The organism is Lysobacter sp. ESA13C (assembly GCF_019970005.1).
Classification (GTDB): domain Bacteria; phylum Pseudomonadota; class Gammaproteobacteria; order Xanthomonadales; family Xanthomonadaceae; genus Lysobacter; species Lysobacter antibioticus_B.
In genome coordinates, this window is the sequence record NZ_JAHXYK010000006.1 from 173,448 (window position 1) to 191,301 (window position 17,854).

Here is a 17,854-nt window from a genome sequence, read left to right on the forward strand (position 1 = left end):
ATATCTCCTTAGAAGCCGCGCGGGACTCGATCCCACTACACCTGAGACACCGGTCTCATGGCGTCGCCCGCCGACGAAGGCCGGACATCAGCGAGTCCTCCGGGACTCGATATTCCGTTAGCTCAGAGGGGTTCCAGATGTCCACTGCAACGAACAACGGCATTCGCAAGAACGCGCTGGCCGCCGCCACGGTATTGGCCTTGTCCGCCTTGGCTGCCCCGGCCTTCGCCGGCCAGGTTCATCTGGATGGCCTGCAGGCGCCGCAAGGCTACGACGGCTTCATCGTCAAGTATCGCAACGGCTCGCTACAGCGCCGAGACACCGCCAAGGTGGCGTCCTCCCTGCGCGAGGCCGTGCGCGCCAAGATCGCCGGCCGGCTGATCGCCATGAAGCACGTGCGACGCCTGGCGGTCGGTTCCGACCTGGTGCGCGCCGAAACCAAGCTCGACCGGGTCGACGCCGAGACGCTGATGCGGCAACTGGCCGCCGACCCGAACGTCGAGTCGGTGCAGGTCAACCGCGTGTGGAACCACACGATGGAGCCGAACGACACCCGTTACGGCGAGCAGTGGCACTACTCCGGCGTCGCCGGCGCGCGCATCAACACCGCCTGGGACCGTGCGCGCGGCGCCGGCACCGTGGTCGCGGTGATCGATACCGGCATCACCCCGCACGCCGAGCTCAGTGCCGCCAACAACCTGTTGCCCGGCTACGATTTCATCACCGACCCGGTACGTTCGCGCGACAACGACGGCCGGGACAATAATCCGAACGACGAGGGCGACTGGCTGGCGCTGGATCGCGAGTGCAATGCCCTGTCGAAAGCGAAGAACTCCAGCTGGCACGGCAGTCACGTCGCCGGCACCATCGGCGCGGCGACCAACAACGCCGCCGGCGTGGCCGGCGTAGCGCACGCCGCACGCGTGGTCCCGATCCGCGTGCTCGGCCGATGCGGCGGCACCACCGTGGACATCTCCGATGCAATCATGTGGGCCGCGGGCCTGCATGTCGATGGCGTGCCGGACAACCCGAATCCCGCCGAGATCATCAACCTGAGCCTGGGCGGCCCGTCAGCGCAATGCGACCCGGCCTATCAAGCCGCGATCGACCGCGCCGCCGACGCCGGCGCCACAGTCGTGGTCGCGGCCGGCAACAGCAACATCGACGTGTCCGGCTTCACTCCGGCCAACTGCAACCGCGTGATCGCGGTGGCGGCGACCGACCGCAACGGCGACCGCGCGTTCTACTCGAACTACGGCGGAACCATCGACGTCTCCGCCCCGGGCGGCGAAATCTGCAGCCCGAATTTGCGCTTCCTCGCGCTCGGTCGGGAACCTTACTGCGACGTCAATCATCTCGAGCAGGGGGTTCTGTCGCTCGGCAATACCGGTCTGCGAGCGCAGGGCGTCGCAGACTACAAGTTCAATCACGGCACCTCGATGGCCGCCCCGCACGTCGCCGGCATCGCGGCGCTGATGCAGTCGGCCGTCGCCGCCCCGCTGACCCCGGCGCAGGTGGAACAGGCCTTGAAGGACTCCAGCCGTGCGATTGCTCTGGCCGCTTGCCCGGGTGGTTGCGGCGCCGGCCTGGTCGACGCCAACGCGGCCATTGTCGAGGCGATCCGTATCGGCGGCGCGGCCGGCGGCAATCTCAATCCGGTGGCGAATTTCAACAGCCAGGTCAACGGTTTGACGGTGACCTTCACCGATGCTTCGACCGACAACGACGGCAACATCGTCTCGCGCAGTTGGAACTTCGGCGACGGCAGCGCGCTGTCGGCCGCGACCAATCCCAGTCGCACCTACGCCGCGGCCGGCACCTACAACGTCAGCCTGACCGTTACCGACAACGCCGGGGCTACCCACACCAAGACCGCTTCGGTCACGGTGGCCGCGCCTGCCGGCGTGCAGACCTACAGCAACGACACCGACTTCGCGATCAAGGACGTCGCCACGCTGGAAAGCCCGGTCACGGTCGCCGGCCGCGCCGGCAAGGCGCCGAGCAATGCGACGGTGACGGTGGCGATCGACCACAGCTACCGCGGCGACCTGCGCATCGACCTGGTCGCGCCGGACGGTACGACTTACCTGGTGAAGAGCTATAACACCAGCGACAGCGCCGACGACGTCAGGCTCTCGCAGGCGCTGAATCTGTCGACCGAGGACTTGAACGGCACCTGGAAGCTGCGCGTGCGCGACAATTACGCCAGCGACACCGGTACGCTCGAAAGCTGGAGCATCAGGTTCTGATCGAGGTTTAGCCATCGTCAGCCCGTTAAAACGAACAGCCCCGGCTTTGGCCGGGGCTGTTTTTGTTTGTATTCGCGTTCCGGACAAGGCTGCAGGGTGTGCCCGTGATACTCGCCGTCCACTCAGTGCAGCGAGTCCACGATCTGTCTGGGGCCGACACCGAGCAAGCGCCGCATGCAACGGGCCATGTGGCTGGGATGGGCGAAGCCGGCTTCGAGCGCGATCTCGCTCATGCTCTTGCCGCCTTGCAGCAACAGCGTACGTGCGCGCTCGACGCGCCGCTCGAGCACGAAGCGGTGCACCGGCATGCCCACCGCCTGTTTGAACAGCGGCTTGAAGTGGGACAGGCTGAAGCCGGCCACGCTCGCCAGCTCGGCCAGGCTCAGATCCTCGTCGAGGTGCGCCTCGATGTACTCGACCACGTGACGCAGGCGCCAGGCGGGCAGGGCGCGTCCGGGCTTGGCCGCTGTCAGCGCCTTGCGCGATTGCAGCGCCAGCAAGCGTGCCGCGAGCGCGGAGGCGAGACTGTCGCTGAACAGGCGGCCGCCCGGATACGCGTCGTTGTCTTCGGCCTGCATCATCCAGCCGATGCGTTCGACCTGCGGGTCGCGGATGTGGATCGACGGCGCGAGGTCGGCATCGTAGGCACCCAAACCCATCGCATCCGCGCTTTCGCGCAGCAACGACGGCGTCAGCCTAAGCAGCAGCGAACGCGCCGGCTTCGACACGATCCAGCGCGTGCTCGACCCGGCCGGCACCACGCAGAACTGGCCGTGGATGCGCACGCCCTGGCGCTCGTGGCCCTGGACGCGATAGGACACCGGCACAGGATGGCCTTCGTGCAGGCATAGCACGTGGCGGGTATCCAGCGGGGAATCGAACAGGCCCGACGGCACCGGTTTGCTGAGCACGTCGAGCAGCGGCGCGCGGCCGGGGCCGGCACTGGCGAGCAGCGCGGCCGAAGGGCCGGGATAGCAGGAGGGGCGGTCGGTCATGGGCGGATGCTCATACGCGCCTCGGCCGCGCAACAGTGCCGAAAATCATCCCTGCGTGCTGCGCGTCGGCCGTATGTGCGCGCGCGCCTGCGGCCGCGTCGCCAGCATGGCGCAACGACATCCGTCGCACGGAGACTTTGTAATGAAACGTAGACAGTTCATGGCGATGACCGCAGCCGTGGTCGCCGCCGGCGTGGCCGGGGCCTGCGCGCCGCTGGCATCGACTCGCCGCGCCGCCGCCGCGGCGAGGCCGGCCACCGGCGTCGTCGCGTTCGCCGCGGCGAGGCGCTACGCCGAACTCGGCTTCGGTCGCATCGCCTATGTCGAGCGCGGTTCCGGCGAGGCGGCCTTGTTCCTGCACGGAGCGCCGCTCAACGGCTACCAGTGGCGCGGCGCCATCGACCGGCTTTCGCCGTATCGGCGCTGCCTCGCACCCGACTTCATGGGGCTGGGGTATTCGCAGATTCCCGAGCATCAGTCGCTGGCCGCCGACGCCCAGGCCGAGATGCTGGCGTCCTTGCTCGACTCGCTGGCGATCGGCACGGTCGACATCGTCGCCAGCGACAGCGGTGGCGCGGTCGCGCAGTTGTTCCTGTTGCGCCATCCCGGGCGCGTACGCAGCCTGCTGTTGACCAATTGCGACGTCGAACCCGACAGCCCGCCGGCCAAGGTCAAGCCGATCGTCGAGATGGCGCGCGCCGGAACCCTCGACGAGATGACCGCGCAGTGGCTGACCGACAAGTCGCTGGCGCGTTCGACCTTCGGCGCGGCGGTGTTTCGCGACCCCGCCGGTTTCGCCGACGAGACCATCGAGTACTACATCGCACCCTTGCTGAGCACGCCGCTGCGCCGGGCCCAGTACAACGCCTTCCATGCCGCCTTCGAGCCGAATCCCCTGGCCGGCATCGAAGCCGAGCTCAGGCGCAGCACGGTGCCGCTGCGTGTGGTCTGGGGGGCGGCCGACGATATCTTCGCCCAGAGCGACGCCGAGTATCTCGACCGCGTGTTTCCGAACTCGCGCGGCGTGCGCCGCGTGCCCGGGGCGAAGCTGTTCTTCCCGGAAGAATTCCCCGAGGTCATCGCCGAGGAGGCGCGGCGGTTGTGGAAGGTCTGAACCGAACGGCGGCGGGCGGAGCGCACGCCCGCCGCGCGCTGGGCCATGCGGGGTAAGTCCAGCGCGGTCGTATCCACGGACATCGCGTGGATGCGATGAGGAAGAATGTGATGTTGCCGGCCTTCGCGCCCGGCGCATTCCCTATTGGGTCACATTCGTAATGCAGCCCAGGTAGTGGAAGCGGGCTGCGCAATCGCCCCGCGAATCGAGCATCGAACCGCGGCCGAATCGACACCGACCGGCCGCTGACTCACGCATGCCCAATCCACGATGCTAATCACGGTTGCCTGCGATTCATGCTGATAGTTTCGCGCTGCGAACGCGGCTAGCCGCAGCGATATTCGAACACCTATCGATGTATCGATAAGCACCATCGAGGCGACGGCTGCGCATGGCCGTCGTTGCGCACAGCATCGCCCCCACCCCGTATCCAACCGGCTTGGCCTCGCACGATCCTGGGGCGTGCAAGCGCGCGCCCCTGTTCTCGAAAACATCGCCGATCGAAGCCTGGCCTGACGACGCGTCTTTGCATCGCTAGCGTTTGGGAGAAAGGAAGCATGAAGGCATCCAAGGCGGTTTCGTGGTCGTTGGCGGCGGTAGTGCTCGCCCTCACCCTCGCGGCCTGCTCGCGCGATGGCGACGGGCCCGGAGGAAAGGGATCGGCGAGGGCGGCAGGGGCGGGCGCTTGCGCGGCTCCGCAATACCAGGCCGGTACTAATTACCAAGCCGGCGAGGAGGTCACCAACCTGGGGCATCAGTACCAGTGTTGGAAGGACGAGGAAGCGCCGTTGGGGCCGGGCAGTTGGGCCTGGTGCGCGTTACAGGTCTATAACCCCGGTCTGCCGGCCGACAGCGGCGCGGTGAACTGGCCGGAGGCCTGGAAAGACCTCGGCCCCTGCGACGAGGGCGGGTTCGAGGGCAATCGCCTGACCGTGGAATTCGCCGAGCCGGAAAGCGACGACTCCAGGACCAGATCGGCCGGAAAGCACCCGGCGACGATGAGCGGCGTTCTGCGTTGCGGCAGCGAAGCCATACCGATCCGGGCGGTATGGGGCGAAAGCCTCAAGATCGACGAACTTAAACGCTGCGACTATGCGTTGATCATGGACGTCGCCGAAGGTTTCGCGCCGATGAACTCGCCGATGACGGTGTCGTTCGAGGCCGAAGAAGGCGAGCACCAGACGCGCGTCGTGCGTTACCGGCCGCGTGTGGACGTCGCCAAGCTGCGCCCCTTGCCCGGGGTCAAGATCGAGCTGTTCGCCGAGGGGATATCGCAGCCCAGGCAGATGGCGCTCGGCAACGGCGTACTCTACGTCGGCTCCGGTTGGGTAGGGGGCGTGTTTCCGCCGCCGATCTCCAAGCAGATCTACGCTTTGCCCTTGGACGGCGCTTCGGGAAAACCCACGAGTGTCCACGTCGTCGCATCGGGCCAGTTGGAGCCGCATGGCGTCGCCTATCGCGACGGCAGCTTGTTCTACTCCACCGCCGATGCGATCTATCGTGTTCCGGATGCGGACAACAGTTACGCAGAGGCAAAGCCGGAACTGCTGTTGAAGTTGCCGGGCGGCGACACGCCGTTTCCCTTGCCCCCCGTCGACGTCACGGTCGACTGGCTCTATTGGCATCAGAAGCACCCGTTGCGATTCAACCCGCACGATGCCAACGACAAGGGGCTGTACACCGCGGTCGGCATCCCCTGCAATCTGTGCATGGTGCCGGCGGACCCGCGCTACGGCACCATCCTGCGTTACGACCTGGCCACCAAGCAGGCGACTATCGTCGCCAAGGGCGTGCGCAACTCGCTGGGGTTCGATTGGAACCCGGCCAGCGGAGAGATCTGGTTCAGCGACAACAACCGCCAACTCTTCCCCAACTCGGAAGAAGTCAATCGCATCGGCAAGGACGACGAACACTTCGGCGTGCCGTACGTGTTCGGCCGGAGCACGCTCGGCTTCACCGTCGAGGAAGAGAAAAACCCCAGGTCGGCCAACGACGGTAAATGGCTGGAGGGCTTGCGGCTGTCGGACATCCCTTTGGGGCAGATCGATGTTTCGCGCTACACCCCGCCGGCCTTCGAAATCGCTTCCAACTCCGCGCCGCTGGGGGTCAAGTTCTGGAGCGGCTATCCACCGCCGGCCGGGACGCAACGCTTGTTGGTGGCGACGCATGCTCTCGGCACGAACGATGAGCCCGGCCTGCAGTTGCGCATGCTGACGATCAAGAACGGCAAGGTGATCCATGAAATCCCGTTGGTCGACGGTTGGCTGCAGGATCGCGCGAACGCGGACCCGAACTGCCTGCGGGGCGGCTGCATCGGCCGTCCGGTGGATTTCCTGGAACTGCCCGATCACAGCCTGCTGGTGTCCGATGACGTGGCCGGGGCTATCTACCGGATCCGCCCCTACGACCCGGCACTGGTGCCGGCCACGGCATTGACGCTCACGCCCGCTCCGGCGCCTTCGCCGGATATCGCCGACGAGCGGGTCAGCGGGCATCTGATCGATGCACTCGGCCACAAGCGCCTGTTCCATGCGGCCTGGGGCAGCGAATCCATGGCGATCGCCGGCTTGGCCTATGGCGATTACCAGGTGCGGCTCAACGACGTCGGTAACTGGATTCCGATCAAGCGCACGAATCGTTTCACCCTCTCGGCCGGGCAACCGACTCACGCCATCGACCTGACGTATTGGGAGCGCCCCGAACACATCGAAGTGCCGATGACGATCCATGCGCCGGCCAAGCCCGGCGGGGCGGCCCGCGAACATTGGGTGGTCAAGTTGATCGATGCCAAGGAGGCGGTGCGCGAGGTATCGGTGCCCTGGGGCGGCCAGGTGGAGGTCATGCTCGACTACGGCAAGCACCGGGTGGTCTATCCCTATTACCCCACCTATCGCCCACAGCCGAGCATGCATGGCGTGGACGTCAACGAAGAGAGCGAGCGCATCGACCTGCCTGCGATGAGCTATGTCTATGAGGCCAACCTCGGCCTGGCCGTATTGGAGAGCAGTTGCAGCGGCTGCCACGACTCCAAATACTTCGACGACCCGAACAAGGCGCATAACTGGGACGAGGCCGGCCGCGTTGCCCTGGTCAAGAAGATCCAGAGCATGAACATCGAGGGACACTGCGACGGCGTCTGCGCCGGGTCGATCTCCGATTACCTGTTCGACACCGTGTGGAGCGTGTATCTGCGGCCGCAGACCCCGTTCGGCAAGCGCCAGATCCGCCAGTTGACGCCGAACGAATACGCCAACAGCGTGCGAGATCTGTTCGGGGTGACGATCAACCCGGCCAAACTGCCTGCCGACAAATCCGCCAAGCAATTCAAGTATCCCGGCGAAGCCGACCTCGGCGTCCTCCAGGCCGAAGACGTCAAGCGTTACTACGATGCCGCGCTGGAAGTGGCCGGGCAGGTCGAACCGCAGTCGCTGGGCTATCGCAAGACAGCCCAGGCCGCATCCTTCGTCGGCGAGCTGGGCCACAAGCTGTTCCGTCGCCCGATGACGGCGCAGGAAGTCGAGCGCTACACCGCCTTGCTCGATGCGCACGGCCTTCAGGACATGGTCGCGGGCATGTTGTTGTCGCCGCACTTCCTCTATCGCTCCGAGCTGGGCAACGACAGCTATGGCCGGATCAACGCCTACAAGCTCACCCCGAGCGAAGTGGCGACGGCGCTGTCGTTCACCTTCCTCGGCACCACGCCCAGCCTGGAATTGTTGCAGAAGGCCGAAGCGGGAGGGCTGTCGACGCCGGAGCAGATCGGCGCGGAGGCCGCGGCGATGATCGCGACCGACCGCGGGGTCGCGCAGTTCGTCCGTTTCATCCGTCACTACACCAAGACTGCCGGCGACCTGCAGGAAAAACCGGGCCTGAGCGACCCGGTGATCCAGGCCATGCGCGAAGAGCAGTCGGCGTTCGTGCGCCACGTGCTGTTGGACGGCGAAAGCACGATGACCGAGTTATTCGATCCGCGCTACACCTTCCTAAACCACACCCTGGCCCAGCACTACGGTATCGCCGGCGTCTCCGGCGAGGCGATGCGCAAGGTCGAGGTGGATGAGAAGCGCGGCGGCCTGCTGCATCACGGCCTGACCCAGGCGGCGACCTCGGACTATATGGCGACCTCGCTGGTGAAGCGCGGCATCATGATCCGTGAGCAGCTGCTGTGCCGCGAGTTCGGCGAGCCCGTCGAAGCCGACCCGGAAACGCCGACCTTCCCGAACCGCCCGATCACCACGCGCGAACGCTGGGACCTGGTCAATGGCGAGCATGCCTCCGGCGGCCGTTGCTGGCAGTGCCATCAGTTCATGAACGACACCGGCGCGTCGATGGAGCACTACGACGCCGCCGGGCGCTATCGGCTCAAGGAACGCGCCTACAACCACGAACTGTTCCCAGTGGACGTCGACATCAATGCCGCTGGCCCCTTCGTCGACAACGTCGGCCACGGCGAGTGGGCGCAGATCAAGGACGTGCGCGACATCGCCAGGTTCATACCCGGAAACTCGACCGCATTGACCTGCATGGCCGACAGCTATTTCCGCTATGCGTTCGGCAACCATTCCGACGCCTTGACCGCGGGCACCATCAAGGCGATGGGCGACGAGCTGAAGAGTTCCGGATCGCTGCGCAAGATGCTGCACGAACTGGCTACCTCGAACGCCACCCTCTACAAGAAAGAGCGGGATTGACCATGGACATTCTCAAGCATCGCCGTCGTTTCCTTGCCGGCCTGACCGCCGCCGGCGTGCTCGCGCCCTTGAGCCTGTACGGTCTGGCGCGCATGGCCGTTAGCGGCGAGACCCAAGCGCCGAACCTGAAGGTGGTGTTCTTCGTCACGCCCGACGGCCTGGCCGTGGATTCGTTCACCGGCGGCGGGTTCGGCGACGGCCGCGGTCTGTGGCATCCGGACGCGCAGGGCGACGATACCGGCGACTTCACCCTCGGCGAGGTCAGCCGCGAGCTGGAGGCCTACCGTCATCAATCGCTGTACCTGCGCGGCACCATCCTCGGGCCGGCCAACGTCGGCCACAGCGGCTGGAAATGGGTGCTGCGCGATTCCGCCGAGAGCAAGACCTCGATCGACAATCTGCTCGCCGCGGCGATGCCCGGCACCGACCCATCGCTCGGCGCGGTATTCGCGGGCCCCCATGCCGGTATCGACGGCACCCATTGGGACGTCTCGTGGATCGACAACCGCATGCGCATTCCGCAGAACGACCCCGGGCTGCTGTTCGAAAGCATTTTCCGATCCGCCGCGAGATCCGGCCGGGGCCAGCAAGTCCGCAGCAAGGATGTGTTCGCTCCGGTGTTCGCCGACATCCAGGAATTGAACGCGCGACTGGCCGGTTCGCAACGCGAGAAGCTCGCCACCCACCTCGACGCGGTCAACAAAGTGGTCAAGGATCTCGAAGACACCCGGCCGCCGCTCGAATGCGATCCGCAGCGGCCGGAACACAACCCGATCAACTCGGCCGAGTTCCGCAACCAGGTCCAGGCCGCTCACCATCAGGTCGTCGCGACCGCACTGGCCTGCGGCGTGGTGCGGGTGGCGACGATTCAAGTCGGCCGCTCGGCCGAGTCGTTGAACATCCTCGACGTCACCAACGACCGCAATCCGCACGATTGCGCCCATCGCTATACCGGCGAGGGGCCGTGGAAAGGCACGCGGCAGTGGTATACGCGCCAAGTCAAACTGTTCCTCGACGAGTTGGCCAAACACGCCGACCCGGACGTGCCGAGTGACAACCTGCTGCAACACACGTTGGTGATCTTCACCAGCGAGATGGCCGATGGGGCGCCGGAGCACATGCTCGACATGCCCTTGGTGATGCTGGGCGGGGCTTCGGGCCTGCTGAAGAGCGGCGACGGCCAAGGGCGCTATCTCAAGATTACCGGACAGGCCGATCGCGACCATCACACCGGCAACCCGGTGATCGGCAAGCGTTTCGTCGACATGCAACGGATCTGGGCGACCGTCGGCAAGGCCGCCGGTGTCGAGGTGCCGTACGCCGGCAATATCGCGCCGGTGACCGGCATCTTCAGCAACGTCGGCTGACCGCTCTGCCTCGATCAGCGCCGCAGTGGGTCGGCGCTGTGCGTGTGCGCGGCTGGCGGTTCTGCGCCGATAGCGTCTGCATCGCGACGCGCTCGCCTGGTTACCGGACGGGTGAGTATTCAACGGTGGATGGAACGACGCATGCTCGCATCGGCGTTGAACGGTCGTGTTTGCAATGATTGCTGGCGAACGCGTCCGATCGACCGCCAAGTCCGCGCGGAATCGTGTCGAGTTCACGATTAAACGGCTCGTTATGCCGTTTTCGCAATGCGAGAAAAATAGCCAAATGCCATGCGTGCAAGCCGCAACGAAGAGGCCGGGTTCGATACGAAACGAATCTTGACGCGGACCACGGAACCGCACGATGCATCGTGATAACAAGTGCAACGTCGAAAGTCAGGGGGCATCGACCCACTCAGCGCATCGCTGGTGGTCAAATCTGAGGACTTCCCCATGTTGCAGCAACACGATCTCGTCCAGGATCCAAGTACGACTGCCGTGCCGTTCGCCGAGGAACTCTCGGACGACAATCTCGAAGCCTTGTTCGGTGGCAAACCCGTGGTATGCGGTTGCGGTTGGCTTTGTTCGTTCACTGGCGAGTGCGGCTGTTCCAACGGCCACTCGGTATGTGTCGGCCACTGCTGATCCGTTAACCGGAGCCGCCTGGCGGTAACGGGCGGCTCCTTTCAAGTACGGCCCTTACAGCGAATCCCGCAGCGGTGCTTCAGGCATCGTGCGTCGGGTTGTGCACGCATCGTCGGACGGGGCGCGAACGCGCGTCGCGTGTGCCGGCGGGCGCGTGTCGCCGATGCTTGCCCCTGCGTTGCCGGAACTCGCTTGCAAGGTCTGCTGCTTCCCAATCTCGGGGCGTCTTGCCTGGACGGACAGCGCGTGAACAAGCCATCGCGGCGCGGTACCACGAAAACCAAGTTCGTCAGCCAGACCTCGGCCGCCGATTGCGGCCACGCCTGCATCTCGATGCTGCTGTCGGGCCTGGGCTTGCGCATGCCGATGCTGGCGCTGGCGGCGCGTTATCCGGTCAGCCAGCGCGGCATGTCGGCCAAGGAAATGCTCGACGTGTTGCGCATGTGCGGGGTCAAACCCAAGGCGCTGCGGGCCACCGACGGCACCGTGCAGGCGCTGCGGCACGCCGCCTTGCCGGCCATCGTGCATCTGCGGCACGAGCATTTCGTCGTGGTCGGCGCGGTCGACGACAAGACCGTGGCGGTGCTGGACCCGGCCACCGGCGAGAGCCGCATGGCCCACGCCGAATTCGAGGCGATGTGGAGCGGCGTATTCATCTGCGCCGAACGCGACGAAACCGCGCGCTCGCAGGTCTCGACCTCGCCGCTGGGACAGCTGTTCAAGGAATTCCTGGGCGAGAACTGGTCGCTGTGGCTGTTCCTGCTCAGCGTGATCGCACTGACCGTGGCCACGACCATTTCTTTCCCCTGGCTGCTGAGCCGGGCGGTGACCTTCCTGGCCTACGGCGGCAGCGGCAGCGCGACCGGTCTCGGCATGGGCTTGCTGGTGTTGTCGCTCGCCTTCGTGGTCGCGCACTGGATGCGCGCGCGAGTGTCGTTATTGATCCAGTTGCGTTTGGACAGATCGCTGATCACCCGGTTCGTCGACCGCTTGTTGAAGCTGCCGCTGCGGATCTTCTCGTTGCTGCCGGCCGGCGACCTGATCGCACGGGTCAACTCGGTGTCGGGCGTGCGCGACTTCCTGTCGGCGCGCATCACCGGCCTGATTCTCGACTCCGGGGTGCTCATGGCGACCCTGGCGGTGCTGGCCTTCCAGAGCGCGCCGGTGGCCTTGCTGTTCCTCGCCCTGACCCTGCTGTCGACGGTGGTGTTGATCCTGTGCTGGAAGCGCCTGCTGCGCCTCACCGGCGGCGAGGTGCTGGCGTATTCCGGCTACTACAGCACCCTGGCCGAAACCCTGACCATGGCGGTCGACGTCAAGGTCAACCGCAAGGAACAGGTGTTCGCCGACCGGCTGATGGACCGCTTCGGCGAGCACCAGAAGTGGTTGGAGGCGCGCGGCAAACTCAACGCCGTGTTCGAGGCCTTGTACGCCTATCAGGACAAGGTCGTGCCGATCGCGGCCTTGTTGCTGTTGTTCGTAGCCTTCCCGAGCATCGACCTGTCCGACCAGACCGCGTTCTATTGCTACTTCCTGCTCGGTTGGACCGGACCGTCGGTACGTGCGATCCAGATGTTCTTCATGCAACTGGTGGTGGTGCGGATCAATGCCGACCGCATCGAGTCGATCCAGGGCCTGATGAGCCTCGAAGATGCCGCACCCGCCACCGATGCGCAGGCGCCGCCGTGGGCCGGGCCGAGCCAGGTCGCGGTCAGCGGCGTCGGCTTTTCCTATCTCGGCACCGGCACGCCGGTGCTGGAGGACGTGTCGGCGAACTTCGACGACCGCGGCCTCAACGTCATCGTCGGGCCTTCGGGCTGCGGCAAGAGCACCTTGCTCAAGTTGATCGGCGGTTTGCTTTTGCCCGATGCCGGCAGCATCCAGGTGCGCGTGCACGGCGAGCGCGCCGGCGGAACCGGGGCCGGCGCGGCCTCGGTGGCCTATCTCAACCAGCATCCGGCCTTGTTCGCCGGCACCGTCGCCGAGAACATCGCGATGTTCGACCCGCAGGCCGATATCGAGCGCATCGAACGCTGCGCGCGGGCGGCCTGTATCCACGACGAGATCGTCGCCTGGCCGCTGGCTTATCGCACGCCGGTGGTCGCGGTCGGGCAGAGCCTATCGTCGGGCCAGTGCCAGCGCATCGCCCTGGCGCGCCTGCTGTACAGCCACGCACCGATCATGCTGCTGGACGAATTCACCAGCGATATCGACGCCGCCACCGAAGGCGCGATCCTGCGCCATCTGCGGTTGTGGCCGGGCATGAAGATCATCGTCACCCACCGTACCCAATGGATCCAGCCGGGCGATCGCGTCCACGACCTGGGCCAAATCGCGCAAGGAGGACAACGTCATGAACGTCCCGTCTATGCGTGAGCGGCGCCCGCGACGCCTCGCGTTTGCTGTCGGCGCGGTGTCGCTCGGGGTGCTGGCGGTCGGCTTGTTGATGGTGCGCAACACCGTCGCCTCGGTGGCGCCGGTGGCGGTCGTGAAGCCGGCGTTGGACGCCTTGCCGACCACGGTCTTCGCCGACGGCACCTTGTCGTATCGCAACGAGCTGGCGATGACCTCGGAAGTGCTCGGCGCAGTCGAGGAGATCTACGTGCGCCAGGGCGACGAGGTCAAGCGCGGGCAGCCGTTGATGAAGCTGCGTTCGCAGCAGTACCAGGCGCAGTTGGCCCAGCGCGAGGCCGGGCGCGACGGCGAGATGGCTTCGCTCGAAGTCAAGCGCGCCAGCCGCGAACTGGCCGCGGCCAAGCTGCGCAGGTTCACCGAGTTGCGCAAGCAGCAATTGGTCAGCGAGGAAGGCCTGGACGAGGCCGAGGCGGCCTACCGCCAGGCCGATGCGGCCTATCGCGAAGGCCATGCGCGCATCCAGAACCAGCGCGCCTTGGTCGACGAGGTGCAGGACAGCCTGCACAAATCCATCCTGCGTTCGCCGATCGACGGCACGGTGTTGTCGATCGACGTATCCGCCGGCGAAACCGCGGTGCCGAGCGCCTTGAGCTTCAGCGGCTCGACCGTCGCGCGTATCGCCGACACCAGCGTGCTGGTCGCCACCGCCAAGCTCGGCGAGTACGACGTCTGGAAGATCCGCCCCGGCGCCGTCGCCAACGTGGTGGTGCCGGCTTTCGACGAGACGCCCTTGCCCGGCACGGTGCGCTCGGTGTCGATGGCGCCGGCGCGTTCGACCACCGGCACCGGTGCGCCGGCAGTCGGTGCGGCGAACTACGAGGTGCTGATCGAGATCCGCAACACCCGCCGCGCGAGCCTGCGTACCGGTATGACCTGCCGGGTTGAGTTCCCCAGCCGCAAGGCCGCGCCGGTGTTGACCGTGCCCATCGCCGCGCTGCGCGACGACCCGGCCGAACTGGCTGCCGAAGCCGGGCAGGGCGCGAGCGGCGCAGTGTTGGTGGTGCGCGACGGCGTCGCCAGCCTGCGCCGCGTGCGCCTGGGCGACGTCAACGAGACCCATCAGGAAATCCGTGGCGGGCTCGATGCCGACGACTTGGTCGTGGTGCCGGCGAGCGGCCAACCGTCCTTGAAACCGGGCACCCGGGTGCGGGTGATCTCGTATGAACGCGGTTGAGCTCAGCGGCATCCGCAAGAGTTATCGCCTCGGTGCGACCGAAGTGCCGGTGCTGCGCGGGGTCGACCTGCACGTGGCCCAACACGAGTACGTCGCGGTGATGGGCGCCTCGGGTTCGGGCAAGTCGACCTTGTTGAACATCATCGGTTTTCTCGACACGCCGGATGCCGGCGAGATCCGCATCCAAGGCGCGCCGGTGCAGCGCCAGGACGACGCGGCCCTGTCGGGTTTCCGCAACCGCACCATCGGCTTCGTGTTCCAGAGTTTTCATCTGCTCGGCAATTGCTCGGCGCTTGAGAACGTGATGCTGCCGCTGCGTTATCGCGGCGAAGCGCGTGCCGCCGCCGGGCGCCGCGCCCTGGCTGCGCTGGAAGAAGTCGGCATGGCCCATCGCGGCGCGCACCGCCCCGACGAATTGTCCGGCGGCGAACGCCAGCGCGTGGCGATCGCCCGCGCCATCGTCGGCGAGCCCGAGATCATCCTGGCCGACGAGCCGACCGGGAACCTGGACTCGAAGACATCCGACGAGGTGCTGGACGTATTCGCGCGCATCCATGCCAAGGGCCGAACCCTGATCGTGGTGACCCATGCGCCGCAAGTCGCCGAACGCTGCCAACGCACGATCCGGGTCTGCGACGGCCAGGTGATCGACGCCGCCGCGTCCGCGGCCGCCTGAGCACGACCGGCATGCGCCGCTGGCTGGCCAACCTGTGGGACGCCGCACGCTCGCTGGCGCGCAGTCCGCGCCAGACCCTGCTGTGCGCGAGCGCCATCGTGTTGGCGGTGATGGCGTATTCGACCGTGGTCAGCATCGCCGACGGCATGGCGCAGGTGCTCGGCCGCCGCTTCGAGAGCCTGGGCGACGACACCCTGGTGATCCGCGGCCAGTCCACCGCCAGCGGCGGCTTCGTGCCCGGCCGCGGCGATCTCGACGATATGCAGCGGATGCCGCAGTGGATCGCGCGCGCGGCGCTGGTGCAGGAGTTGTCGGGCGCGGCCACCTTGTTGGAAGGCGCGGGCACGCGCCAGGTCGCGCAGGTGTTGGCGGTGAGCGAGGACTACTTCGCCATCGACCGGGTCGCGATCGGGCAGGGCCAGGCGTTGAGCGGGCGCGGAGCCTCGGTCAAGCGGTGCGTGCTCGGCGCGCGCATCGCCGGCCGTTTGTTTCCCGGGCAAGCGCCGTTGGGCAAGTTCCTGCGCATCGGCGGACAGTGGTATGCGGTCGGCGGCGTGCTCGCGGCGACCGACGAGCCGGGCAAGTTCGTCTCCAACGACGATGCGGTGTTCCTGCCCTTGGCCGGCGCCAGCGGCCTGGTCCGGCCCGGCGACGACGGCGGCCGCCTGGTGGTCAAGGCCGCGCCGGGCGTCGACATGGAGGCATTGCGAACGAAGCTGCAGGCGCTGCTGCTGCGCAAGTACGGCGGTCGCTACGACGCCGACGACTTCCGCATCGAAGCCAAGCAGGCGTTGTTGCAGAGTGCGCGCGCGGCGACCGAGAGCCAAGGCCGCACGGTGGCGTGGATCTCGCTGCTGGCCTCGCTGGTCGCGGCCCTGGGCGTGATGAACATGATGTTCCTCAGCGCCGACGAGCGATCCGGCGAGATCGGCCTGCGCCGCGCGATCGGCGCGACCCGCGCCGACATCGCGGCGTTGTTCCTATGCGAGGCCTTGCTTCTGTGCCTGGCGTCGATTCCGTTGGGACTGGTGCTGGGCCGCATGGCCGCCGGTTTGCTCCAGGGCGTGTTGCGCTTGGACTCCGCGCCGGTGTTGAGCGGGCAGGCCTGCGCGCTGGTCGCGCTGGCGACCACCGCGCTGGTGCTGGTGTTTTCGCTGGCGCCGGCGTGGCAGGCCGCGCGCAAAGACCCGAAGCGGGTGTTGCGCGCCGAATGAACGCGACCACGCGCCCCGCTGACACGAGTTCGGTGCGCGCACCGCAGCGCGCTGCCGCATCGGCCGTGGAAGCGGCGCCGAGCGCGTGGTTCGTGCTCAGCGAAGCCTTCCAGGCGGCCTTGCGCCAGTTGCGTAGCTTCCCGGTGCGCACTGCGGTGGCGATGCTCAGCGTGGCCTTGGGCGTGGCCGGCATCGTCTCGGTGGCGTCGTTGTCGGAGGGCCTGTCGCGCACCCTGGTGCGTTCGTTCGAATCGATGGGGCGGCAGGTGCTGATCGTGCGCTCCGATCCGTCTTACGAATCCTTGGTGCTAGGCCGCGCCAACCGTTTGTCCGAGCGCGACCTGCGCGTGGTCGCCACGGCCTTCGCCCAGCGGCCGGTCGCGCCCTTGCTGCGCTACGGCGCGTTCAACAACCCGGTGGCCCTGGGCACGCGCAAGGGCAGCGCAGCGATCTACGGCACCACCGTCGAGTACTTCCGGCTCGGCGAAGTCGAGCTGATCGCCGGCGCCTGGCCGTCGCGGCAGGACTGGCGTGGCAGCGGCCGGCAATGCCTGCTCGGGCGCAGCCTGGCCGAAGAACTGGGCGGTACGGCCGCGGTGCTCGGCCGCGACCTCAGCCTGGCCGCACGCTCCTGTCGCGTGGTCGGCGTGGTCAAGGGCGCCGGCAGCGCGCTCGGTTTCGATGCCGAGCGCCTGGTAATCGCGCCGATCGGCCTGGTACGAGCGATGGACGCCGACGGCAGCCTCAGCGATCTGGAAATCCACGCCGGTTTCTCCGATGCGGACGACATCGAGGCCATCGGCCGGCGCTTGTCGTCGCAGTTGCGCAAGCAGCGCCATGTCGTCGGCGGCGAGGACGACTTCATCGTCGTTACCGCGCAACGCCTGCGCGGCTATCTCGATGACACCCTGGCCAGCGTGCGCGCCGGCCTGTTTCTGTTGATGGCGGTGGTGTTCGCAGTTGCCGCGTTGGGCATCGGCAACGTCATGGCGTCCGGCGTCAACGCGCGCCGCCGCGAGATCGCGATCAAGCGCGCCATCGGCGCCTCGCGCGCCAACGTCTTCCTCGAATTCCTGCTGGAGGCGGTGATCCTGACCGGCTTCGGCGGCGTGCTCGGCGTGGTCCTGGGCGCCGCCGCGGCGCTGGCGATCACCTCCGGTTCCAGCTATTTCGGCGAGCCGACCGTTTCCTGGTCGGGTTGTCTGTTCGGGGTCGTCACCGCGCTGCTGGTCGGTTTGTCGACCGGGGTATGGCCGGCGGCGCGCGCGGCGCGCCTGGACCCCGTGGCCGGTTTGCATCATCACTGAGGTGAAG

The 17,854-nt window shown here is 66.8% G+C and carries 10 protein-coding genes; 9 read left to right on the forward strand and 1 reads right to left on the reverse strand.

Translation table 11 applies throughout. The annotated features are described in order from the left end of the window. Window positions 1-137 precede the first annotated feature (137 nt). The gene (locus LC490_RS14225; protein ID WP_223620576.1) at window positions 138-2,249 is read left to right on the forward strand and encodes a S8 family serine peptidase; all 2,112 of its coding nucleotides are present in this window, start codon (window positions 138-140) and stop codon (window positions 2,247-2,249) included. Window positions 2,250-2,371: 122 nt separating this feature from the next. Here LC490_RS14225 and LC490_RS14230 read toward each other — a convergent pair whose 3' ends face one another. Beyond that, a complete protein-coding gene (locus LC490_RS14230) occupies window positions 2,372-3,244 on the reverse strand; it encodes an AraC family transcriptional regulator (RefSeq protein WP_223620577.1) in 873 nt (290 codons plus the stop codon). 142 nt (window positions 3,245-3,386) lie between these two features. Here LC490_RS14230 and LC490_RS14235 point away from each other — a divergent pair, with 142 nt between their 5' ends. From LC490_RS14235 to LC490_RS14270, 8 genes are all read left to right on the forward strand, one after another. Beyond that, the gene (locus LC490_RS14235; RefSeq protein WP_031370572.1) at window positions 3,387-4,358 is read left to right on the forward strand and encodes an alpha/beta hydrolase; all 972 of its coding nucleotides are present in this window, start codon (window positions 3,387-3,389) and stop codon (window positions 4,356-4,358) included. A gap of 557 nt (window positions 4,359-4,915) precedes the next feature. Then, window positions 4,916-9,049 (forward strand): DUF1592 domain-containing protein, encoded by a 4,134-nt coding sequence (locus LC490_RS14240; protein WP_223620578.1) that lies wholly within the window; start codon window positions 4,916-4,918, stop codon window positions 9,047-9,049. Window positions 9,050-9,051: 2 nt separating this feature from the next. Then, window positions 9,052-10,416 carry a DUF1552 domain-containing protein gene (locus tag LC490_RS14245; protein ID WP_031370570.1) on the forward strand — a complete coding sequence of 455 codons (1,365 nt, stop codon included), beginning with the start codon at window positions 9,052-9,054 and terminating at the stop codon, window positions 10,414-10,416. Between the two features lie 891 nt (window positions 10,417-11,307). Continuing rightward, window positions 11,308-13,437, forward strand: a complete 2,130-nt coding sequence (locus tag LC490_RS14250; protein WP_223620579.1) for a cysteine peptidase family C39 domain-containing protein — start codon at window positions 11,308-11,310, stop codon at window positions 13,435-13,437. After that, the gene (locus LC490_RS14255; protein WP_223620580.1) at window positions 13,415-14,650 is read left to right on the forward strand and encodes an efflux RND transporter periplasmic adaptor subunit; all 1,236 of its coding nucleotides are present in this window, start codon (window positions 13,415-13,417) and stop codon (window positions 14,648-14,650) included. Before LC490_RS14250 ends, LC490_RS14255 begins: the two co-directional genes overlap by 23 nt. Beyond that, complete coding sequence (locus tag LC490_RS14260; protein ID WP_223620581.1) at window positions 14,637-15,326, forward strand: ABC transporter ATP-binding protein; 690 nt, start codon at window positions 14,637-14,639, stop codon at window positions 15,324-15,326. Before LC490_RS14255 ends, LC490_RS14260 begins: the two co-directional genes overlap by 14 nt. Before the next feature lie 11 nt (window positions 15,327-15,337). Then, window positions 15,338-16,540, forward strand: coding sequence for an ABC transporter permease (locus LC490_RS14265; RefSeq protein WP_223620582.1), 1,203 nt, complete (start codon window positions 15,338-15,340; stop codon window positions 16,538-16,540). After that, window positions 16,537-17,847: an ABC transporter permease gene (locus LC490_RS14270; protein ID WP_223620583.1), complete on the forward strand. Its 1,311-nt coding sequence runs from the start codon at window positions 16,537-16,539 to the stop codon at window positions 17,845-17,847. The genes LC490_RS14265 and LC490_RS14270 overlap by 4 nt, the downstream gene beginning before the upstream one ends. Window positions 17,848-17,854 lie beyond the last annotated feature (7 nt).

What these genes read in the sequence shown, in the direction of transcription:
- LC490_RS14240 (WP_223620578.1), top strand. Translation starts at nt 4,916, where the DNA reads ATGAAGGCATCCAAGGCGGTTTCGTGGTCGTTGGCGGCGGTAGTGCTC.
- LC490_RS14270 (WP_223620583.1), top strand. Translation starts at nt 16,537, where the DNA reads ATGAACGCGACCACGCGCCCCGCTGACACGAGTTCGGTGCGCGCACCG.
- LC490_RS14255 (WP_223620580.1), top strand. Translation starts at nt 13,415, where the DNA reads ATGAACGTCCCGTCTATGCGTGAGCGGCGCCCGCGACGCCTCGCGTTT.
- LC490_RS14235 (WP_031370572.1), top strand. Translation starts at nt 3,387, where the DNA reads ATGAAACGTAGACAGTTCATGGCGATGACCGCAGCCGTGGTCGCCGCC.
- LC490_RS14230 (WP_223620577.1), bottom strand. Translation starts at nt 3,244, where the DNA reads ATGACCGACCGCCCCTCCTGCTATCCCGGCCCTTCGGCCGCGCTGCTC.
- LC490_RS14265 (WP_223620582.1), top strand. Translation starts at nt 15,338, where the DNA reads ATGCGCCGCTGGCTGGCCAACCTGTGGGACGCCGCACGCTCGCTGGCG.
- LC490_RS14245 (WP_031370570.1), top strand. Translation starts at nt 9,052, where the DNA reads ATGGACATTCTCAAGCATCGCCGTCGTTTCCTTGCCGGCCTGACCGCC.
- LC490_RS14260 (WP_223620581.1), top strand. Translation starts at nt 14,637, where the DNA reads ATGAACGCGGTTGAGCTCAGCGGCATCCGCAAGAGTTATCGCCTCGGT.
- LC490_RS14225 (WP_223620576.1), top strand. Translation starts at nt 138, where the DNA reads ATGTCCACTGCAACGAACAACGGCATTCGCAAGAACGCGCTGGCCGCC.